Annotated in this window: 19 protein-coding genes; 10 read left to right on the forward strand and 9 right to left on the reverse strand. The window is 48.3% G+C overall.

Annotated features, from left to right (window positions below; genetic code table 11):
- Nucleotides 1-65: 65 nt before the first annotated feature.
- Nucleotides 66-692, reverse strand: a complete 627-nt coding sequence (locus KW844_RS15530) for a trans-aconitate 2-methyltransferase (RefSeq protein ID WP_218377706.1) — start codon at nucleotides 690-692, stop codon at nucleotides 66-68.
- Nucleotides 693-913: 221 nt separating this feature from the next.
- On the opposite strand from KW844_RS15530, the gene KW844_RS15535 reads away from it, so the two are divergent.
- On the forward strand, nucleotides 914-2,731 hold the full coding sequence (locus KW844_RS15535) for a glycoside hydrolase family 35 protein (protein ID WP_255578481.1): 1,818 nt from the start codon (nucleotides 914-916) through the stop codon (nucleotides 2,729-2,731).
- 153 nt (nucleotides 2,732-2,884) lie between these two features.
- Nucleotides 2,885-3,328: a CBS domain-containing protein gene (locus KW844_RS15540; RefSeq protein WP_073086155.1), complete on the forward strand. Its 444-nt coding sequence runs from the start codon at nucleotides 2,885-2,887 to the stop codon at nucleotides 3,326-3,328.
- A gap of 60 nt (nucleotides 3,329-3,388) precedes the next feature.
- On the opposite strand, the gene KW844_RS15545 is transcribed toward KW844_RS15540, so the two are convergent.
- From KW844_RS15545 to KW844_RS15555, 3 genes are all read right to left on the reverse strand, one after another.
- Nucleotides 3,389-5,827 (reverse strand): outer membrane beta-barrel family protein, encoded by a 2,439-nt coding sequence (locus KW844_RS15545; protein ID WP_218377707.1) that lies wholly within the window; start codon nucleotides 5,825-5,827, stop codon nucleotides 3,389-3,391.
- Between the two features lie 60 nt (nucleotides 5,828-5,887).
- Nucleotides 5,888-6,142 (reverse strand): hypothetical protein, encoded by a 255-nt coding sequence (locus KW844_RS15550; RefSeq protein ID WP_218377708.1) that lies wholly within the window; start codon nucleotides 6,140-6,142, stop codon nucleotides 5,888-5,890.
- Between the two features lie 76 nt (nucleotides 6,143-6,218).
- Nucleotides 6,219-7,487, reverse strand: a complete 1,269-nt coding sequence (locus KW844_RS15555; protein ID WP_218377709.1) for an aspartate kinase — start codon at nucleotides 7,485-7,487, stop codon at nucleotides 6,219-6,221.
- Between the two features lie 147 nt (nucleotides 7,488-7,634).
- On the opposite strand from KW844_RS15555, the gene fbp reads away from it, so the two are divergent.
- The 6 genes from fbp to KW844_RS15585 all read left to right on the forward strand — a co-directional run bounded on the left by fbp (nucleotide 7,635) and on the right by KW844_RS15585 (nucleotide 11,979).
- A complete protein-coding gene (gene fbp, locus KW844_RS15560) occupies nucleotides 7,635-8,648 on the forward strand; it encodes a class 1 fructose-bisphosphatase (protein WP_218377710.1) in 1,014 nt (337 codons plus the stop codon).
- 94 nt (nucleotides 8,649-8,742) lie between these two features.
- Complete coding sequence (locus KW844_RS15565; RefSeq protein ID WP_218377711.1) at nucleotides 8,743-9,399, forward strand: GNAT family N-acetyltransferase; 657 nt, start codon at nucleotides 8,743-8,745, stop codon at nucleotides 9,397-9,399.
- 113 nt (nucleotides 9,400-9,512) lie between these two features.
- The gene (locus KW844_RS15570; protein ID WP_218377712.1) at nucleotides 9,513-10,001 is read left to right on the forward strand and encodes a CAP domain-containing protein; all 489 of its coding nucleotides are present in this window, start codon (nucleotides 9,513-9,515) and stop codon (nucleotides 9,999-10,001) included.
- 95 nt (nucleotides 10,002-10,096) lie between these two features.
- Nucleotides 10,097-10,861: an ABC transporter ATP-binding protein gene (locus KW844_RS15575; protein WP_218377713.1), complete on the forward strand. Its 765-nt coding sequence runs from the start codon at nucleotides 10,097-10,099 to the stop codon at nucleotides 10,859-10,861.
- 15 nt (nucleotides 10,862-10,876) lie between these two features.
- Nucleotides 10,877-11,407 (forward strand): YfiT family bacillithiol transferase, encoded by a 531-nt coding sequence (locus KW844_RS15580; protein WP_218377714.1) that lies wholly within the window; start codon nucleotides 10,877-10,879, stop codon nucleotides 11,405-11,407.
- An 11-nt stretch (nucleotides 11,408-11,418) separates the two neighbouring features.
- Nucleotides 11,419-11,979 carry an NUDIX hydrolase gene (locus KW844_RS15585; RefSeq protein WP_218377715.1) on the forward strand — a complete coding sequence of 187 codons (561 nt, stop codon included), beginning with the start codon at nucleotides 11,419-11,421 and terminating at the stop codon, nucleotides 11,977-11,979.
- Nucleotide 11,980: 1 nt separating this feature from the next.
- On the opposite strand, the gene KW844_RS15590 is transcribed toward KW844_RS15585, so the two are convergent.
- From KW844_RS15590 to KW844_RS15600, 3 genes are all read right to left on the reverse strand, one after another.
- The gene (locus tag KW844_RS15590) at nucleotides 11,981-13,276 is read right to left on the reverse strand and encodes a folylpolyglutamate synthase/dihydrofolate synthase family protein (protein ID WP_255578482.1); all 1,296 of its coding nucleotides are present in this window, start codon (nucleotides 13,274-13,276) and stop codon (nucleotides 11,981-11,983) included.
- Nucleotides 13,277-13,334: 58 nt separating this feature from the next.
- Nucleotides 13,335-14,867 carry a DUF5723 family protein gene (locus KW844_RS15595; protein ID WP_218377716.1) on the reverse strand — a complete coding sequence of 511 codons (1,533 nt, stop codon included), beginning with the start codon at nucleotides 14,865-14,867 and terminating at the stop codon, nucleotides 13,335-13,337.
- A 109-nt stretch (nucleotides 14,868-14,976) separates the two neighbouring features.
- Nucleotides 14,977-15,900 carry a hypothetical protein gene (locus KW844_RS15600; RefSeq protein WP_218377717.1) on the reverse strand — a complete coding sequence of 308 codons (924 nt, stop codon included), beginning with the start codon at nucleotides 15,898-15,900 and terminating at the stop codon, nucleotides 14,977-14,979.
- Between the two features lie 64 nt (nucleotides 15,901-15,964).
- On the opposite strand from KW844_RS15600, the gene KW844_RS15605 reads away from it, so the two are divergent.
- A complete protein-coding gene (locus tag KW844_RS15605; protein WP_218377718.1) occupies nucleotides 15,965-17,188 on the forward strand; it encodes an MFS transporter in 1,224 nt (407 codons plus the stop codon).
- Nucleotides 17,189-17,625: 437 nt separating this feature from the next.
- Nucleotides 17,626-18,552 carry an AraC family transcriptional regulator gene (locus KW844_RS15610; protein WP_218377719.1) on the forward strand — a complete coding sequence of 309 codons (927 nt, stop codon included), beginning with the start codon at nucleotides 17,626-17,628 and terminating at the stop codon, nucleotides 18,550-18,552.
- Between the two features lie 91 nt (nucleotides 18,553-18,643).
- Here KW844_RS15610 and KW844_RS15615 read toward each other — a convergent pair whose 3' ends face one another.
- Together KW844_RS15615 and KW844_RS15620 are read right to left on the reverse strand one after the other, a co-directional pair.
- Nucleotides 18,644-19,945: a radical SAM protein gene (locus KW844_RS15615; protein WP_218377720.1), complete on the reverse strand. Its 1,302-nt coding sequence runs from the start codon at nucleotides 19,943-19,945 to the stop codon at nucleotides 18,644-18,646.
- A gap of 37 nt (nucleotides 19,946-19,982) precedes the next feature.
- Nucleotides 19,983-20,570 (reverse strand): hypothetical protein, encoded by a 588-nt coding sequence (locus KW844_RS15620; protein ID WP_218377721.1) that lies wholly within the window; start codon nucleotides 20,568-20,570, stop codon nucleotides 19,983-19,985.
- Nucleotides 20,571-20,576 lie beyond the last annotated feature (6 nt).

Raw genomic sequence — 20,576 nt, forward strand, 5'->3', positions numbered from 1 at the left:
CTCACTTTCGTTATACTTTTTAGTAAGCCCAAAAATGAAAAGCGCCGGCTCCGAGCCGGCGCTTTTCATTTTTGGGCCATTACTATTGTATGTATTTCTGTAGCGTCTCCACGGTAAAATGTTTTATGCATTACCTCCATCAGTTTAAAATGACTGGCCGTCAGTTCCTGCTGAATTACTTCCATATCGTGATAATAAAAGTAAGTTCTGTCGCCACTACTGCCAGCTTTAAACCCCGACTGTACCGGATCTCCTGCTACAAAGCTGCAATAAAACACGCCGCCGGGTAATAATAAAGCATAGCTGTCCCGGAATAACTTTGCCACATCATTTGCCGACAAATAAGGCACGCAAAACCCTGCTACAATCCCATGATATCCGGGTGGCAGCAGGTGAATGTCCCTGCTGTCCATCACCTGAAAGGTGGCCTCCGGCACCGTTTCCTGCGCCAGGCTGATCATATTTGGGGAGATATCAGTGCCGGCTATACGAAAATCGGGCCTCACTGACAACAGGTACCGGGTAATATTTCCCGGACCGCAGCCCAGCTCCAGTATCGCGGCATGCTGCGCGGGTATGTGCGCACAAAACAAGTCATAGGTATCGTTATACAAATCCAGGTCCATAAACTTGTCCTTGTATAACTGCGCTATTTTATCCCAGGTGGAGAAGGTTTCTTTGTAGGGGTCCATGTGAACTAAGTTACGGCTTTTCTACGTCGGGTGTTATACGCCCAGCTGCCTGCCGTTGAATGCGGTATTACCTTCTATCAGGGGAGGGGCACCGCCAACTTCCCTGCCCAAAATTCTCCGATGCCGAAAGCATCAGGTAATTTCGGGCACAAAAAAAATGTTACCTCCGCAAAAAGCCGTATTTTGTACACTTATCCTAACTTCAACTACAACTTAGAGCAATGAAAAAAGTGATCCTAAGCGGGATGTTAGCCTTATCCTGCTGGCTGTGTCAGGACGTGAATGCACAAAGCAAACATACCTTTGCCCTTGGAAAATCTGAGTTTCTGCTGGATGGTAAACCATACCAGATCATCAGCGGGGAAATGCACCCTGCCCGTATCCCGCGCGAATACTGGCGCCATAGAATACAGATGGCCAAAGCCATGGGCTGCAACACCATTGCTGCCTACGTTTTCTGGAATTACCATGAAACAGAAAAAGGCAAATTCGATTTCACCACCTCCAATCACAACATTGCGGAATTCGTAAAAATAGCGCAGGAGGAAAATATGTGGGTAATGCTGCGCCCCGGCCCTTACGTGTGTGCGGAATGGGAATTCGGCGGACTGCCATCCTACCTGCTGCAAACGCCCGACATCAAAGTGCGTTGCATGGACCCGCGCTACATTGAAAATGTACAGCGCTATGTAAACGCGCTTGCTACAGAAGTGAAGCCGCTGCTGGTTACCAACGGCGGACCTGTCGTAATGGTGCAGGTAGAAAATGAATACGGCAGCTACGGCAACGATAAGCAATACCTCTATACACTGAAAGATATGTGGGTAAAGAATGGTATAAATGTACCGTTCTATACCGCCGACGGCCCTACGCCGTTTATGCTGGAAGCAGGATCTGTGGACGGCGCAGCCATCGGACTCGATTCCGGCAGCTCTGAAGCCGACTTTGAACAGGCGAAAAAACAAAACCCAAATGTGCCGGCATTCAGCAGCGAATCCTATCCGGGATGGCTGACCCACTGGGGTGAAAAATGGCAGCGCCCGGGCGCAGATGGTATTGTGAAGGAAGTAAAGTTCCTCATGGATACCAAACGCTCCTTTAACTTATACGTGATCCACGGTGGCACCAACTTCGGCTATATGGCCGGCGCCAACTCCGGCGGAAAGGGCTATGAACCTGATGTTACCAGCTACGACTATGATGCCCCAATCAATGAGCAAGGGGATACTACTGCCAAATACATGGCCCTGCGTAACCTGATGGCTTCCTATCTCCCGAAGGGAAAAAAATTACCAGCCATACCTAAAGCGATACCAACTACTACTTTTGCGCCGGTAACCCTGCAACCATTTACCACAGTATGGGAACACCTGCCTGCCGCCGTGAAAAAAGTACAGCCGGTACCGTTTGAAGCAGTAGGGCAGGACTATGGCTTTATGGTGTACAAAACCACCCTTATCGGCCATAAAAGCGGGAAGCTGACCATCAGGGAACTGCATGATTACGCCACGGTATTTCTCAACGGAAAATATGTAGGAAAGATCGACCGCCGACTCGGGGAAAACAGCATCTCCCTGCCTAAATCTGAAGTGAAAGATCCGGTGCTGGAAATACTGGTGGAAGGTATGGGACGTATCAACTTTGCAGAAGCCATGATCGACCGTAAAGGCATCACCGACCGCGTGACCCTCAACGGGATGACCCTCATGAACTGGGAACAATACCGCCTGCCTATGACAGAGCAGTACGTACAGGAACTGGCTAAAGGTTCCTCCACAGCGGATAGCCGTGAAGGTAAGTTCTTCAAGGGCACCTTCGACCTCCCAGCAGCCAATGATACATATATCGACCTGTCGGCCTTCAAAAAAGGCATTGTATGGGTAAACGGCCATAACCTGGGCCGCTACTGGGAAATAGGCCCGCAGAAACGCTTATACTGCCCGGCCCCCTGGCTGAAAAAAGGCAGCAATGAAATCGTGGTGTTCGACCTGCACCAGCAGGAGGCCGCCACCGTAAAAGGCGAGAAAACTCTCGAATAGCATATTTTAACACATTTCAGGCCGGAAAACAGCATTTTTTGCCGTTTTCCGGCCTGATTCGTTTCCGGATTCACTGCCTTTTAATTTTCAGAAAAATTCGTTATCTTAGGTTAGAGTCGTTTTTCTATTTTTTAACACCAAATTAGGCTTACCATGGGAACAGTACGCAACATCCTGGAGGCCAAGGGTCACGCAGTTTACGCTATTCGTCCTGACAACACCGTGTACGAAGGAATTCAGATGCTGGTAGATCGTAATGTTGGGGCATTAACGGTTGTAGATGAAAATGATCATTGCCTTGGAATTTTCTCCGAACGCGACTACGCCCGACGCGTTATCCTCAAGGGACGGGCATCCAAAGACACGCTTATCAGCGAAATTATGACAGCAGATCCTTACACCGTTACAGTAGAAAGCTCTATTGAAGACTGTATGGTGAAAATGACGGACAAACATATCCGCCACCTGCCTGTCGTAAATGACCAAAATCAATTGATCGGAATTATTTCTATCGGCGATGTTGTGAAGTATATTATTAACGACCAAAAACATATCATCTCCAACCTGGAGCTGTATATCAATGGTTCGCACGGCTAAACGAAAAAGGGCCGGTTGCTCCACCGAACAACCAGCCCTTTGAAACTGATTATGACGGAATCAACCAGCGCGTTTCGCCTCTGCACTGGCACCAGTTTGACGGTCACGTGCGGCTTTAATGGTGTTACTGCCGAATTTATAACTAAAGTAGATCCCTACTGTTCTGTATTGCCAGATGTTATAAATACTCATATCCAACGAACCATACTGCGCTCTTCCACGAAAATACTGCACTGATAACAGGTTGTTTACATTCAACTTTACCGTTGCCTTTTTCTCCAGGAATGTTTTCTGGATACCAAGGTTGGCGTTGTATTGCGGATCCCCCTTGAATATACCAAAGATAAAAGGTGACTGATAGAAGCCGGTCAGCTCAATCTTGTAATCCTTCGGTAAGCTGAAAGACTGCGTAGTATTGGCACTGTAGCTATAATTCGTACGCGTTTCCAGCGGGCCACTGCCTACCTGCACCAGGTAACTGGCATAAGCCAGATTCACGTTGTTATCCATATGCCACCACTTGGTTACATCAACCGGCACTGTTACGTTCAGGTTCATGAAATCAGCATGGTCATAGTTTACATCGGTACTCGTTGTAATCTTCGTATCGTTATCCTGCGTCAGGAACTCTTCAATGATATGATTGATCCTGCTCGCATTGAACGTAAAAATATATTTGTCTTTCAGCACATAGCTCAACTCCCCGGTGCTGGTGTACTGTGGCTTCAGGAAAGGGTTTCCCTGGCGGTAAGTATACCGGTCAAGATAGAAAATGAAAGGATTCAGCTGGCCGTATTCAGGGCGGTCAATCCTCCTGGTATAACTCAGACTAAGTTTATTTTTATCATTGATCTTTTGTTCCACACTGATATTCGGGAAGAAGTTAAGGTAGTTATTCTCCACCGTGCTGTCCATCGTGTGGGAGTAACCGTTAGAGCGGGTGTATTCCAGTCGCCCGCCCAGGTTGAAGCTGGTTTTGTTGATGCTTTTCTTGTAGCTCGCATACGCAGCATATACATCTTCCTTATAATCAAATTCATCACTTTGTGAAAATGCTCTTACATACTTGCCACCCTGTAAGGAATCATATAACATGACATTATTGGTAGACACAAAGCTCACTTTGGCGCCCGTTTCGAGCTTACCTTGCTTACCCCATGGAAAAACCATATCCGTCTTCAGACTTTTGATAGTAATGTTAGTTTCAGCATTGTTCTGCACCCCGTTCATGTTACGGTACTGGTGGGTATGATTGTCCAGCATACTATCATTGAGGATCATATGGCGCTGGTTGCGGAAGCTGGCGTAGTCGGCATCCACACTCACTTCTTTGCCCATGGTATCCAGCACACCTTTGTAGTTCAGGTTTACGGCAATGTTGTCAAAGTCATTGTCGTTTGTAGTATAGGAAGACAGAATGGAATCCGGTACCATACCTGGCTTAAACAGGTTGGTGGTACTCGGTATCCGGGAGGAGAAGGAGTTGTTATAACCGTTCACCAGTACTCCCACCGTATGTTTGTCGTTGAGGAAATAGTCCAGTCCTGCTTTATAGCTGCGGTCGTTGAATTTATTCTTTTGCTTGATATCCTGAGAGAGCATGGAAGTATCATTCACATCGCGGAAGGTGCGTCTGAAATCGCGCTGCACAAAGTTGCGGTACTCACCCAGGCTACCATTGCCATAGAGGTTGAATTTTTCCGTACGCCAGTTGAAGTTACCGCCACCATTGATCTGTGGGTACCAGCCTTGCGTAAAGGTACCATTCACAGATCCATTGATGCCGGTCATTTTACCTTTTTTGGTTTTGATGTTGATGATACCACCGTTACCGGAAGCATCGTATTTGGCGGGAGGAGTAGTCATCAGTTCAATCTGCGCAATGTTTTCTGCGGGCGTGCTTTTGAGCAGGTTCGTGAGTTGTTCTCCGGAGAGATAGGTAAGCTTACCATCTACCATTACCTGCACGGACTTGCCTTGGAGAATTACGTTTTCGTTGTTATCCAGGTTCACGCCCGGCGCCTTACGCAGTAAGTCGAGGGCCGTATTACCGGCAGCGGTAGGGCTGCTTTCCACATTCAGGATGGTTTTACCGGGTTCTCTTTCTATATAAGGTTTCTGGGCAGTTACATTAACGGTCTGTAAACTTTTGGTCAGTGGCTCCAGCGCAATGCTGTCGAAGCTGAATTTCTTATGGGATGCATCAATCAGGAAATTGGGAATAAAGCGGGTGCTGTAACCCATCTGTGATGCCTGGATGAAATATTCCCCTTCCGGGATATTGCTGAAGTGGCAGGTGCCATTTTCGGTAGATAATTCTCCTTTAACGAGAGAGGAGTCTTGTGTTTTACGTAACAGAATACTGGCGAAAGGCAAGGGCTTTCCTGCTTTATCACTGATTTTTACCGAAACGGTACCGTTTACGGCGGCAGACTTTTGAGCATTGGCGGTTAACATTAGGTGCATTAGCATTCCCAACGCAATCATTAGTTTTCTCATACTATCGAGGCGGTTATATATTTTTCTCCAAGCAAAATCTCAGGCTAAAAACCTTGTGGACTATCTGATGTTAAAATTTGAAAAGCTACTCATCAACACTTTACAGGGTGATTCCTTGGTTTCCGTGTTTGAATTGCAATATTTTTTCTCTGGTTCCGGGTCAGTTGTTCCGGCAGGTTTGGTGATGTTGCCGGCAGAAAATAAGTAGAAAGGGAGTACATCGGGGGATAATTCAGGCCCGTGGCTAGCCAGCATACTGCCCCCGCAGGCCACGGCCCCCGCTATTCCAATAAATAAAAAAGCAACTTTTTTCATACGGCTGTTTTTCTAAAGACGCCCATGTATGAAAAAAGTTGCACCGCCTGTCAAAAATAATAATTTAGGGATAAGTTTATTTCTTCCACAAACGCTGGATCGTAGCAGGGGAGCGCTGTTCCAGCAGCACCGGGTGGCCGTTGCTCAGTTCTTCCACAAGGCTGTCCTGGTAGTAACGAACGGTCAGTAATTCCAGTCCTTCGTTGTAGTTGATCTTGAAGTCGTTGTGTAATGTTTTGATTAGCAGCTCTATCTTCTCCGGGTTATTATCAACACAGCAGGAGAAGCTGATAGCGCCGTTCTGCATCAGGTTGATCTTAATCTTCAGACCGTGGAAAATCTCGTAGATACCGCTGATTTTCTCTTCGGTGATGAAGGAGTAGTCTTTAGACGTTATATGTAGCAACACCTGATTTTTCTTCAGCACAATGATCGGTGGCAGCTGCTTGATATCGGCTACTTCCTTGATCACGGTACCTGGCAGGTTTTTATCCAGGAAGCATTTTACATACAGTGGTATCTGTTTGTTCTGCAGTGGTTTAATGGTTTTAGGGTGGATGACCTGTGCACCATAAAAAGCCATTTCGATTACTTCACCGTAGGTAATCTCCGGGATGTTTACCGTGTTGGGGAACAGCTTTGGATCGGCATTTTTCAGGCCTTCCACATCTTTCCAGATGGTCTGGCTTTCGGCATCCAGCATGTTGGCAAATACGGCAGCGGAGTAATCACTGCCTTCGCGGCCGAGGGTTACGCTTTCGTTTTGGTCGGTACTACCAATGAATCCCTGGGAGATGACAATGCTGGTGTTGTTGAAGAGCGGCACTACTTTCTCGGTGACCTGGCGCTGGGTAAAGTCCCAATCGATGTTGGCATCGCGGAAGTTGTCGTCCGTACGAAATACATCCCGAACGTCCAGCCAGGTATTGCGGATACCTACACTGTTGAAATACGCGCTCACAATAGCGGTGCTCAGCAGCTCACCCAGGCTTACCAGCTGATCGTAATAATAATCATATGTCCGCATTGGTTTTTCGCCCAGGGTCCATTCTGCCTCCGTGAAAAACTGTTGCAGTTGGGTGAACAATGGGTTTTCCCGGTTGCCCAGCAGGGCTTCCGCTACCACCATATGCTGCTGCTCTACGTTATACAGCAACTGGGCGGCGATTTCGCGCTTGCGCAGAAAGTAGTTCTGTGCTACCTTTTCCAGCTCATTGGTGGTTTTGCCCATGGCCGATATTACAATCAGCAGTTTATCTTCCGGGAAAGACTGGATAATTTGACCTACCTGGCGGATGCGTTCAACACTTTCTAAACTTGCGCCTCCGAACTTAAAAACCTTCATATGATATTTTGGAATCTATTAAACAAATAATTGGCAAAGTAAGTCAAGTTTAGAATTGTTTTAAAATCTGATTACAGAGAAATGACAGTTTCATTAAAATAAAATCCATTTGGCGTACTTTCGTTGACGAAACTTATAGTTAACGTTATGAATCACAAGCAAAGAGTAATGACACTGGATGAGTTCACCATCCAGGAGTTACGTAACTATCCGGGTGCTACTGGTCAGCTGTCTGGCCTTCTGCGGGATATTGGTCTCGCAGCAAAAAGAGTAAACGTGGAAGTTAACAAGGCCGGTATTGCCGATATCCTTGGCGAAGCCGGTACCACCAACGTTCAGGGTGAATCCGTTAAGAAGCTGGACGTGTTTGCAAATGATCAGTTCATTGCCTCCCTGCAATCCAGCATTTACTGCTGTGGACTTGCCTCTGAAGAAAATGAAAACTTCATTGCCTTCAACGATGAGCATTCCAAAAAGTCGAAATATGTGGTGTTGATCGATCCGCTGGATGGTTCCAGCAATATCGATGTGAACGTATCCATAGGAACTATCTTCTCCGTGTACCGCCGCTTGTCGGCAGAAGGAGAGGAGTGTAACCTGGAGGACTTCCTGCAGCCAGGTACCCAGCAGATTGCAGCCGGCTATATCATTTACGGTTCCTCTACCATGATGGTATATGCTACCCGCAGAAGTGTACAGGGCTTTACGCTGGACCCTTCTATCGGTGAATTCTGCCTCTCTCACCCTAACCTGAAATGCCCGCCGGAAAGCGATATCTTCTCTGTAAACGTAGGCTACTACCATCTCTACGAGAAAAATATCCGCGACTCCATCGATCATTTCATGGCCCGCGATGAAAACGACCGCATCTACCGCCACCGTTTCGTTGGCTGTATGGTGGCCGAAATCCATCGTACGCTGATCCAGGGTGGTATTTTCATGTACCCTGCTTTCGGTAAGTACAAATCAGGCAGATTGCGTTTATGCTATGAGTGTAACCCGATGTCCTTCCTGATGGAAAAGGCCGGAGGAATGTCGATGGCTAATGGCCGCCAGCGCCTGTTGGAGCTGAAACCGGCACAACTGCACCAGCGCGTACCTATCTTCATAGGTTCTAAGAATATGATGGAAACCTGGAAAGATATTGTGAATAAGAAATAATTTCAGCATTAGCCCGCCGCCTCTGGCGGCGGGCTAATGCTGAAGAGCCGGAGTGCCGAAGGCACTCCGGCTCTTCAGCTTAAAAAAACTACTGATGCCAACGCGTTTTTCCCTTTCCTTACTCCAAAAATGGGCACGGGGCTGGGCCATCTCCCGCGAAGTTCCTGCTCCCGTGGCCGGTCAGGGCGCATTACGCATTGATGTAAATATGCCCGACCAGGTAGCCCGCTATCTATTCCCGGAGGTATGTCCGGAAATAGCGGTGGTAGCCAACGCCATTACCCGGCCGCTGGTATTTATCAAGGTCTGCGCTGCCGTTGAGGCGGTGCGGCCACTGCTACCCGCACATTGGAAAATACTTGAACCAGGCTTTATGATGACCTGCCATTGGCACCGGGCACCGGTTGCCGCTCCTTTACCGGCCGGTTATACCCTGAGCTTCACCATCGTTCCCGGTGGCCTCCTGGCGGTTATTAAGTCGCCCGAAGGTGATACCGCCGGCAACGGCCGCCTGATACCCGTAAGCGATCAGCTGATATTCGACCGTATTATGGTGGACGATAACCACCGCCGCAAGGGCCTGGGCACCTGCATCATGACCGCCCTCGCCGAAAAAGGCTATCAGATGGGCATATCCAATGGCGTGCTCGTAGCCACTCCTATGGGCCGCTCCCTGTACGAATCCATGGGCTGGAAAGTGATACGGCCATACACCAGTGCCGTCATCCCTATGGATGCAAACCTGCCGTGAACGCTGGTTTTCAAACAATCTCATCCTATATCTCCCTAAAAATAAACTCTGGCACAATTTTTTAGTCTCTATACATACACATTAATCATTTTTTATTATTAACCATTATTTTTATGTTCGTTTTGAAAAGCCGCAGCATCTTTGCTTTACTGGTAGCCATCTTCACTGCATTTCAGGTAAGTGCATGCTCCCGGGCTACCACCCGTCATACTACTGACGCGGGCGGCACCCTGGAGGAGCAGATCCTTTTTTATACCAATAAATTCAGGGCTACCAAAGGCCTGAAGCCTTTACAACTCGATTCTTACTGCAGCCAGCAGGCAGAACGCCATAGTCGTGATATGGCCAACGGCAGCACCGGCTTCGGACACGAAGGCTTCGAAGAACGAGTGGCCAACATCTCCAAAAAAATAGGAAGAGTAAATGCCGCCGCTGAAAATGTGGCCTATGGTACACTCGATGCAGAAGAAGTAGTGAATGGCTGGATTAAAAGTCCGGGCCACCGCCGCAATATGCTGGGCGACTATAACACCATCGGCATAGGCGCCGCCAAGGGCAATGGCCGCATCACCTTCTTTACACAGGTGTTTATTAAGAAATAGTGTAGCGTTTAATTTCGGCTTACATCAAATAATAAGGGCAAGTCCACGCAAGGACTTGCCTTTATCTTTTGGCAATTAATGTCTAATTTGGCACCATGGAAAAGAAAAAGATCATCGAGGTGAGCAACCTGGTGAAGAAGTACGGTGATTTTACCGCTGTGAAAGGCATCAGCTTCGAAGTGTATGAAGGGGAAATATTCGGCCTCCTGGGCCCTAACGGCGCTGGAAAATCTACCACGCTCGAAATCATAGAAACCCTGCGGGATAAGACCAGCGGCTCCATCCAGGTAGATGGCTATGACCTGGACCAGCAACCCAACGAAATAAAAAAGATCATCGGCGTACAGCTCCAAAGCTCCGGCTACTACCCGAACCTGACCCTTACGGAACTGATTGAAATGTTCGGCGGACTCTATAACCAGGAAGTGAAGCCACTGGAACTGCTGGAGAAATTCAACCTCACCGATAAGGCTAAAAACAAGTATAAAGAACTCTCCGGTGGCCAGAAACAACGCTTTTCCATCGCCACCACACTGATCAACAAGCCCAGGATCATCTTCCTCGATGAGCCTACCACCGGCCTTGACCCGCAGGCACGCCGCAGCCTCTGGGACCTCATTTTGCAGGTTAGAGCGCAAGGCACCACCGTCGTAATCACCACCCATTACATGGATGAAGCCGAGTTCCTGTGCGATCGCTGCGCAATCGTAGACAGCGGAGAAATAATAGCACTGGCATCTCCCGACACCCTGATAGACCAGCTGGTATCACAAGGTTTTGAGCGTAAGAAAGAAGTGAAGAAAGCCAACCTCGAAGATGTGTTCATCCACCTCACCGGCAAAGAATTAAGAGAAGACTAACTAACACCGTATATAATGGAAGCATTGAAATATCCAATCGGCCGTTTCCAGGCGAAGGCCGACTATACCCCAGAAGAATTGCAACGCTTTATCAATGATATCAGGTATCTGCCGTCGTTGCTTGAAATTACTGTGCAAACACTCGATCAGGCACAACTGGATACGCCATACCGCCCGGAAGGATGGACGGTTACCCAGCTGGTACACCACGTGGCAGATTCTCACCTCAACGCCTATATGCGGTTTAAACTCGCACTCACAGAAGATAACCCTACCATTAAGCCGTACGATGAGGCAGCATGGGCGGAACTGGAAGACGTGAAAACCACGCCGATCAACATTTCCCTTACATTGTTGCATGCACTGCATACCCGCTGGACTGCTTTGCTGAAAAGCATAGAAGGAGAGCAGTGGGAGCGTACCGTGTTTCATCCGGAAAGCAAAAAAGAAATAAACCTGAAAACACTCGCCGCTACCTATTCCTGGCACGGACTGCACCATCTGGCGCACGTAACAGGGTTGAAAGAGCGTATGAACTGGGATTAAAAGGAGAGATCATGAATCATATGGATTGGAAATTACTGTCGTCTGAATACCTTTTCAAGGATACATGGCTGACAGCCAGGAGAGATAAATGTGAAACGCCCGATGGCCGTATCGTAGATCCCTATTATGTACTGGAGTATAACGACTGGGTAAACGGGCTGGCATTAACGGAAGATGGCCAGGCTATCATGATCAGGCAGTACCGCCATGGCCTTAAACAAACGCTGATCGAAATCCCCGCCGGCACTATGGACGATACAGATCCCTCACCGGCATTTGCCATGGAGCGTGAACTGTTGGAGGAAACCGGTTATGCATTTAAGGAAATTATACCCTTGGGAAGCGTGTCAGCCAATCCTGGTTCTACGAACAACCTTACGCATATGTTCCTCGCCACTGGTGGCGTTAAAGTGAAAGAGCAGGAGCTGGACGATAATGAGCAGATCGAAATTGAACTGATGTCGATTGAAGCCTTGCAGCAACTCATCCTGGAAAATAAGCTGCTGCAAAGTCTGCACGTAACCTGTGTATTCTATGCCTTACGGCATATGGGCCGGCTACAGTTTAAATAATTTACATCGCTTCAGATACTATAAAGAAGCTGCCGCAAACCAATATCATATCATCGGGCTGGGCATGTTGTTTGGCTGCCTGTAAGGCATGCTGCACAGTAGGATATGCCTGGCCCTGAAGGCCATTTCTGGCGGCCATTTCAGCAAGACTCACCTCATCGAGTGCACGTGGTATCTGTGCTTTACAGAAATAATATTTTGCTGTTTTCGGAAACAGTGGCAGCACTTTTTCTACCTCTTTGTCTTTCACAAAACCAGTTACAACGTGCAATGCGGTATAGGTAACATGGTGCAGCTGCTGCACAATTTCGGTGATACCCGCTTCATTGTGGCCTACATCCAGCACGGTGAGCGGATGGTGGTTTACCACTTCCCATCGACCCCGCAGGCCGGTCAGTTTCTTTACATGACTGAGTGCTGTTGCTATATCTGCTTCTGTAATTTTCCAGCCGCGGGCAATAAGCTGATGAGTGGCAGAAAGCACGCCCATTACATTTTTCTCCTGGTATTGGCCGCTGAGGTCCAGCTGGTAGTGATGCGTTTGTTGCTGACGTATATGCAGTAACGTTAGTTCCAAATGGGTGTTGGTGATGTTGGTGCCGTTGGCAGCGCCCATCCATTCTTCATCAGCAAAGTAAATGGGGGCGCCGGTTTCAGCAGCTTTCGCGATGAATACATCCTTAGTTTCTGCTTGCCGCTCGCTGATCACCACCGGTACATCATGTTTGATGATCCCGGCTTTTTCACCTGCAATTTGTGCCAGGGTATCGCCTAGCAAATGCTGGTGATCATAGCTGATGTTAGTGATAAGAGAGAGTTCGGGAGTGATCACGTTGGTGCTGTCCAAACGCCCGCCCAGCCCTACTTCAATGATGGCGATGTCCACCTGCTCCTGCGCAAAATGTTCGAATGCCATGGCCACTGTGAGCTCAAAAAAAGACGGCTGGATTTCCGCGATATGAGATTTCATCTGCTCTGTAAAGGAGACCACAAAATCTTCACTGACCATTTGCCCGTTTATTCTGATACGCTCCCTGAAATCGAGCAGGTGAGGGGAGGTATAGAGGCCTGTTTTGTACCCTGCCTGCTGAAAGATAGCTGCCAGCATATGGCTGGAAGAACCTTTACCATTCGTGCCGGCAACGTGAATAGATTTGAATTTATGTTGTGGATTATCAATGATCTCCAGTAGGGCCAGGGTGTTATCAAGATCTTTCTTGATGGCGCTGGCGCCTACTCTGCTAAACATGGGCAGCTGCTGATACAGGAAGTCCAGGGTGTCTTGATATTTCTGCATGGCTATATAAAATCTTCACGGCGAAGATAAATATTTCGGCCATTTCCCGCGCCAACCATTAGTTATTGTTGACCGGGCAACGCAGCTGCCGCTTACGCATGTGGAAGATGCCACCACCATTTGGATCGCTTCTTTTGATTGGCACCCAACGTAAAGCCACATAGGCATCTGCGCGGTTCACCGTTTTGCGGAAAAGGTTTGTAAATAACGTATTCGAGCCTACGATCAGCGGGCCTATTCTGAAACCGGCCCCCACATCTGCCATCCCGTTTTTATTGACGATGATGGGCATGTAAGCACCAAAGAGGTCTACATCGTAGCGGGGCGTTACCTGTACCTGCGTCATGCCGTAGGTTTTGTAAATATTGTTAGGGCCGCCGTTCAGCGCGATGTCTGCGTTGGCAGAAATGTAGAAACGTCCGTCAATGTTATAGTCGGCCATCAGGTGCAGTGTGGCGGGCAATGCCATCCGAAAAACAGAGTCCGATGCAATAGGGGTGAAAGCGTTATTCAGCTGTCGCGCAAACTGTCGCAGACTTTGATTTTTCTTATAGGTGATGCTGTACGGATCAATGCTTTCCGAAGTAAGATCCAGGTCGGTATTGCCGGGCGCTTTGTTATAGCCGATGCTTCCGATATCGGTAATGGAAGCGCCTATACGCCATTGGTAAAAGTCGGCTGCCGGGTTCCAGTGATCTCCTTCGTAATCGCCGAAGCCATCGTTATCCGGGCGGTGTTCGTAGATCACGCCCAGGTCGGCAGAAAAGCCGGAATTACCATTGGGCTTAAGGTTGTTGATATAAGGTTTGTCCCAGTGGTCCAGGTTTTCGGAGTAGCCGTAGCGCATGGTGCCGCTGCTCACCGAGGCATCTCGGGTGGTGTTCATTCTGAAGGTGGCGTTGTCAACCGAGGCATAGCCTGCTGCGATGCCGCTTAAGTATTTGAGCGTAACCCCACCTTTCCACACGCCACCGTAGGAATTACGGATAATGCGGGCATAGCTGAGTCCGAACTCGTGCCAGATATTGGAGGACGCTGCTGCATGCTGGATGGTGTAGTTGGTGTTGAGGTAGGCTCTGTTCGGAAAACTATTGCCGAAAAAGTTAGCTTGTTCTGTTGGTACGTTTCCACCATTGCTGCTGCTGCGTATGCGCCATATGAAGGAAACGGTTTGCCTTTCATCGATGGAGTACATGATGGAAGGCATCATGATTTCGGCCATCTCCCAGCCGTTCTGACGGCGGTTGGCGGCCGTGTCCAGGAAGTAATCAACATTCCTGGTGATGGTATCGTATCGGTTGAATAATGCTTTTTTGGTGATCGTCATGTAGGTGTTGCCGGCTTTGGCATCGGCGCCTGCGATATTCAGATCCCACTTGTACCGGGTAGAGGCGGCGCTGGCCGGGTTGTACAGGATGCCGTACACGCCGGCATAATTACTTTGATGGATACCTGAAAATGTTTGAGCGGCTGCGCTGTTGGCGCAGGCTAAAAAGATAATGGTCCCTGACAGAATTCTTCTGAAGATAGTCATTGCTGGCGATAAGTAAATTGAAACAGGTTTTTCAGATGGCACAGCTGTGCTGTGCATGATACACTCATGGTTTTCATAGGTTGATAGCGTGTTTAAGGACTAATAAATCACAGGAAGATCAGGTGCTTGCTGGTCTTACTGCTAATTCATGATATATATTTTTGGTTTATTCGGCTTTAAAATAGAACCGGATGAGCCCGAACTGAACTTCAGGGGCATCCTGGCTGGCATTGTATTTAATCTGCAAAGCTGCACGTTTGGCGATACTGATCAGGTTATCATTGCTGATGGTAGAGCCGCTCATACTGTAATTGGCGGCAATTACATTCCCTTGTTTATCTACTTTGATATTGATTGCTACGTATCCGGATTCGTTACTGTCGTAGGTAACGCTGGGGCGTCCTACGAGACTGCGGCCTTTGAGTTGGAAGTCGGATCTGCCGCCGCCGAGGCCACCACCGCCCGTATATCCTTTGGCGTTAGGGTCGCCGTTGATCTGGCCACGGTCGCCCGGTTTGCCGGTATTTCCTTCACCGGTGGAGTTGTTGGAGCCGTTGGCGCCGTTGCCGCTATGCGCGCTGTTATTGCTGGCTACGCCGCCAAATACCGCTTTAGGTTTGGGCGCAGGTGCAGCGGGTGCTGGTTTGGCAGGTGCTTCTGCAGCAGGTTTTTTAACAGGTTTTTCCGGCTTTGGTTCCAGTTTTTTAGGCAGCTCTTTCGGTGGTTTGGTAACTGGTTTTTCCGGTTTTTTTACTTCCGGCGCATCGGCATCATTGTCTGTGGCAATGTCCTGAGGAGCATCCGCATCAGGTGCCGGTTGCTGCACCTCCGGTTGTTGTGCCGGTGCAGGTGTTTCCGCTGCGGGAGGGTTTGGATCAAGTGGCTGTACATCTCCCATACCATCATCGGAAGTGCCTAAATTCACTTCCATACCAAGGTCCTGATTGGGTAATGGGGGTGGTGCAGAAAAACCGGCAAATAACAGGGCTACTAACAGCAACGCATGTACGCCGACGGTTACACCCAGTGCCTGTAAATTCTTTTTTCCTTTGTTTTCCTGCATATTGTTGCTGCTTGATCTTTCGGCCAAAGTTAATAATTACCTTATAAGTTACGCTAATGTTTGCATTAATTTTATCTTTACGGGCTCGTATATGAACCCACTAAAGAAAACGCTCGATCTATACCGCAATGCCTATGCCGGACTTGCGCCGGCCACCTGGTGGTTATCCCTCATCCTGCTGATTAACAGGAGTGGTACCATGGTGATACCCTTTCTCACGGTGTATATGACCCAGCACCTGCACTTTACCATCACCCAGGCCGGTATTGTGATGGCCTGTTTTGGGTCCGGTGCTATTGTGGGCGCCACCCTTGGCGGATGGTTGTCGGACCGCATCGGATTTTACCAGGTGCAATTCTGGAGCCTCTTCTCTAACGGTTTATTATTCATTTTATTGGGTCAGATGCATACATTTCCGCAACTCTGCATCTGCGTATTTGCCCTGAGTTCCGTTGGCGACGCCTTCCGGCCGGCCAACAGTATAGCGATTGCAGCCTATAGCAATCCGGAAAACAGAACACGTTCCTATGCACTAAATCGTTTAGCCGTTAACTTAGGCTGGTCCGTCGGGCCCGCTATCGGTGGTTTGCTCGCCAGCTTCAGCTACGACCTCCTTTTTTGGGTGGACGGTGCCACCTGTATGTTTGCCGCCTTCATGATGCGCATCCTGCTGCCACCGGTGCCTGCACCCGCCAAAAGTCATGCCGATCATAGCATACCTAAAGAAAGTATCTGGAAAGACCAGATTTATATCACTTTCCTCGTCTTCGCGATGATCAACGCTATCTGCCTGTTTCAATTTTCCAGCATAGTACCGTTGTATTTCAAAGAGGTATTGCATATGCAGGAATGGGCCATCGGGCTTACAATGTCCATGAACGGTATCATGATCGCCGTGATTGAGATGGTGATGATCTACAGGCTGGACGGCCGTTTCCCGAACCTGCTGTTTATTATGCGGGGTAGTATCCTGGTAGCAGTAGCTTATTATGTAATTGCAGGGCTGCCCGCCTGGTGGATAGTAGCACCGGTATTTATGGTTATTATCACTTTCGGGGAGATGCTATGCCTGCCTTTTATGAACAGCTTCTGGATTGCCCGGAGTCAAACGCATAACCGCGGGCAATATGCGGCATTGTACACCATCTCTTATTCCGTTGCCAATATCGTTTCTCCTACGGCCGGCGCGTTTGTGGTGGGGCACCTGGGTTTTACTTACTGGTGGATTATTACTGCTACCGTTTGCCTGGTGGCTGCGGCAGGGTTTTGGTTGCTGCAGCAGCGGATAGATTTTCCGAAGAAGTATCGCATATAGGCCTTCGGCCCTCGCGATATTTTTTTCTCGCAAAGCAGCAAAGCAGGTAAGCAGCTAAGGATTGTGTTATGTTAATTAAGGTCTAATTGTGTCCACTTTCGGCGGCCACAATAGTTTAGAGAGTCCTTCGGTCTCGTTCAAAAAGTAAGATCAAAATCCAGGACTTACCTGCTTTGCTGCTCCTATGTTTGTAATTAACAACAAAACATAAATCACTAGCTGCTTACCTGCTTTGCTGCTCCTATATTTGTAATCAACAACAAAACATAATCCTTAGCTGCTTACCTGCTTTGCTGCTTTGCGTGCAAAAAAGATCGCTCTCCTGGCGCCGAAGGCGCCATCGCGAGAAAAGCCTGATCGCAACAAAAATTGTTAAACGATATACAAATATTGTCCCCAATTATCCAAATTTGCCAGAAAATGAGTAAAATTGGTAAATGAAAGTAATCCAATTTACCGTTCCGGTGGCTGATGAGGGCTCCGTAGTAGTACAGGAGGACATATTACCTTATTTCTATCATTATCTCCATCGCCACAAAGAAGCGCAGATCACCCTGATCCTCAAAGGAGAGGGCACACTGATCGCGGGCAACTACACCCAGCCTTTTAAAGCCGGGGAAATTTATGTGATTGGTGCCAACCAGCCTCATATGTTTAAAGGAGATGCCAAATACTTCGAAAACCAGCAGGAAAAGAATATCCACGCCATACATATCTTCTTCGATCACGAGCACACCCTGATGGGATTGCTGGCATTACCGGAAATGGATGCCGTGCGTAAGTTCCTTACACAGGCACGCAGCAGCTTACAACTGCCGCCCCAGTACGAAGAGCGTTTTGCGCCCGATGTCATTCGTATCTCCCGGATAACAGGAGCGGAAAGACTCCTGGCATTCATGCACTTATTATTGCAGATGACTCGACAGGTGAAGGACTGGAAGTCATTGTCCACCGGCTTTTCCCGCCATGCCTACAGCGAATCTGAAGGATTACGCATGAACGATATTTACCAGTACACACTGGAGCACTATTCAGAAAATATCACCCTCGGCAAAATAGCACAGGTGGCACACCTGACAACCTATGCGTTTTGCAAATACTTCAAAAAGCACACCCGCAAAACCTACCTGGAGTTTTTAAATGAAATAAGAATCAATGCTGCCTGCAAGAAAATAATCAGTGGAGAGTATGATAGCATCGCTTCTGTAGCCTATGCTACGGGGTATAATAACCCGATTACGTTTAACCGTGTATTCAGAAAAGTAACGGGGATGTCGCCAAGCACCTATGCGCGTCAGTACCGCTTTGGGTCTGAAAACGCGCACAGGGATGGACTTTTATTGACTTTAGAAGAACTTGGTTAACCAAAGGGGTGTACCTGACGATTGCAGCACCTCGCTTTACACCCGCTGATCAATAAGATCCAAGCGGATAGCCGCAAGCATTGCGGCGCTGCTAGTGTGCAAAATCCTGCATGTAATCGCCTTTAATACGCTCCATCGGCGGATTAAAGTAACCGAATTTCAGGTGAGGGAATTCCTCGTGAATCAGTTCCAGTAACTGTTTCATACCGAGGCATTCGCCCGGATCGGTGATGTTCATGCGGCCCATGTACCAGTCAGGGTCGATATTGAAGTTGCGCCACTGGATCATTTGCAGATCCGTTTCACGAATCAGTTTACGCAGTGCCTCATATTCATCCGCACTGTCGGTAATACCCGGGAACACGAAGTAGTTGATGCTGGTCCAGCCACCAAACTCACGTACCACTTTCAGGCTTTCCACGATATCATCAAACACATAGTTATTAGGACGGTAATAAGGCGTATAGTATTTCTCCTGGCAGGAGTTCATACTAACGCGGATGCTGTTCAGGCCTGCTTCGCAGAGCGCTCTTACCGCATCTGGTTTACTACCGTTGGTGTTGATGTTGATGCTGCCTTTTTGGGTATGCTTGCGTATTTCAATGATGGATTCACGTAAGGTTTCCCACATCAGCAGCGGTTCTCCTTCACAACCCTGTCCGAAGCTAACGATTGGGAATGGGGCCGTTTCCAGGTGTGGTACGGTGTATTCCACAATTTCGTGGGCAGTAGGTTTAAACTTCAACCGGTCTTGTGTAGATACAATCGATTCTTCCTCCGGCTGGAAAGATATACAGCCGACGCAGTTGGCATTACACGCAGGGGAAGAAGGAATGGGACATTCCCATCTCCCCATAAAATAATTACGGGCAGCAGGACAGTGATAAGTCAGCGCGCAGTTTTCTGCGAGATGCTGTACCAGTCTGTTATGTGGATATGCTTCCAGGAGTTGGTTTACGCCCTGTTTAACTTTTTTATCATCGAAACCTTCGCATTCCTGGCGGATATCAGCTTCAATGCGTGTAGCAGGCACATAGAACTTACCATCCAGCCAGCCCACCGCGGTGTAGCAGAACAGCGGGAGGGTAGGTGCATCCGGCATTGTTTCGTAGGCTGCCAGGTAAAAACCGGTATGTGCAGGCGGGATAAAAGCCGCTACCGCCCAGCCTTTATCACAAAGCTGCATATCGCCGGTTTCGGCATTGATGCCGATCCCTCTGCGTCCGGGCAGTTCATACAAGTTTCCGCCTTCCGGTAATTCAATCCATTCATCCGCCTCAATAGGCCAGGCATCCCAGCCACTACGGCCGGTTACATGCATGGACGTATCTTCGAAGATATTACCATTCCCGTCGGAATAAAGTATGTAAGGTGTTTGCTTTAATACCGCCATAAATATATTTGATGATTAATCAGTATTCCTTATCAGATTACAACCTGCTTTTGCAGTAGTTGTTAATTGCTTCCCTTTCCTCTTTGCCTGGCTCATCGATGATTTCAATCTGCACCACTTTATTGGTTTTGAAATCGAGCGTCAGCAGGTCGTTACGCAAAATTACGTTATTCAGTTCGTTCCAGCCAATCTGCCTGGTATTGAAGGCTGTAGGCACAGTAATCCCCGTTTGCTCCATTACAATGCGAGCCGGCTGGAATACAGTATATTCCGACCAGGCAATGTAACCCAGCCCGAAACCGGCCAGTACCAGGAACATGGCTGCCAGCGGTTGCAGGTGCGACAGAAAATAAAGGCTGCCGGTGAGGCATACAAATATCTGTACCAGTCGCACCATGGTATTGGCTGCCGCAAAGTTTTTAAACTTTTTGGACATAAACGGGAACACCATACTGGCTAGTCCTACCGCCACAAAAAAGAGGGCGAGGACCCAGTTGGGATTGGCTGCTCCCCGGTAAATGCCAATCGCATTTACCAGGAACAGTACGCCCACGATGCCATGCATGACCGGAAGTAATTTCAGTCTGCCGGTAGCGTTGGGATGTATAATGCGCAGTTTGTACATGCAGCT

The sequence above is a fragment of the Chitinophaga sp. sic0106 genome, from assembly GCF_019219075.1.
Taxonomy (GTDB): domain Bacteria; phylum Bacteroidota; class Bacteroidia; order Chitinophagales; family Chitinophagaceae; genus Chitinophaga.

Bases quoted from the DNA above. Each gene is read 5' to 3' on its own strand.
- KW844_RS15530 (WP_218377706.1), bottom strand. From the start codon at position 692: ATGGACCCCTACAAAGAAACCTTCTCCACCTGGGATAAAATAGCGCAG.
- KW844_RS15535 (WP_255578481.1), top strand. From the start codon at position 914: ATGAAAAAAGTGATCCTAAGCGGGATGTTAGCCTTATCCTGCTGGCTG.
- KW844_RS15540 (WP_073086155.1), top strand. From the start codon at position 2,885: ATGGGAACAGTACGCAACATCCTGGAGGCCAAGGGTCACGCAGTTTAC.
- KW844_RS15545 (WP_218377707.1), bottom strand. From the start codon at position 5,827: ATGAGAAAACTAATGATTGCGTTGGGAATGCTAATGCACCTAATGTTA.
- KW844_RS15550 (WP_218377708.1), bottom strand. From the start codon at position 6,142: ATGAAAAAAGTTGCTTTTTTATTTATTGGAATAGCGGGGGCCGTGGCC.
- KW844_RS15555 (WP_218377709.1), bottom strand. From the start codon at position 7,487: ATGAAGGTTTTTAAGTTCGGAGGCGCAAGTTTAGAAAGTGTTGAACGC.
- fbp (WP_218377710.1), top strand. From the start codon at position 7,635: ATGAATCACAAGCAAAGAGTAATGACACTGGATGAGTTCACCATCCAG.
- KW844_RS15565 (WP_218377711.1), top strand. From the start codon at position 8,743: ATGCCAACGCGTTTTTCCCTTTCCTTACTCCAAAAATGGGCACGGGGC.
- KW844_RS15570 (WP_218377712.1), top strand. From the start codon at position 9,513: ATGTTCGTTTTGAAAAGCCGCAGCATCTTTGCTTTACTGGTAGCCATC.
- KW844_RS15575 (WP_218377713.1), top strand. From the start codon at position 10,097: ATGGAAAAGAAAAAGATCATCGAGGTGAGCAACCTGGTGAAGAAGTAC.
- KW844_RS15580 (WP_218377714.1), top strand. From the start codon at position 10,877: ATGGAAGCATTGAAATATCCAATCGGCCGTTTCCAGGCGAAGGCCGAC.
- KW844_RS15585 (WP_218377715.1), top strand. From the start codon at position 11,419: ATGAATCATATGGATTGGAAATTACTGTCGTCTGAATACCTTTTCAAG.
- KW844_RS15590 (WP_255578482.1), bottom strand. From the start codon at position 13,276: ATGCAGAAATATCAAGACACCCTGGACTTCCTGTATCAGCAGCTGCCC.
- KW844_RS15595 (WP_218377716.1), bottom strand. From the start codon at position 14,867: ATGCACAGCACAGCTGTGCCATCTGAAAAACCTGTTTCAATTTACTTA.
- KW844_RS15605 (WP_218377718.1), top strand. From the start codon at position 15,965: ATGAACCCACTAAAGAAAACGCTCGATCTATACCGCAATGCCTATGCC.
- KW844_RS15610 (WP_218377719.1), top strand. From the start codon at position 17,626: ATGAAAGTAATCCAATTTACCGTTCCGGTGGCTGATGAGGGCTCCGTA.
- KW844_RS15615 (WP_218377720.1), bottom strand. From the start codon at position 19,945: ATGGCGGTATTAAAGCAAACACCTTACATACTTTATTCCGACGGGAAT.
- KW844_RS15620 (WP_218377721.1), bottom strand. From the start codon at position 20,570: ATGTACAAACTGCGCATTATACATCCCAACGCTACCGGCAGACTGAAA.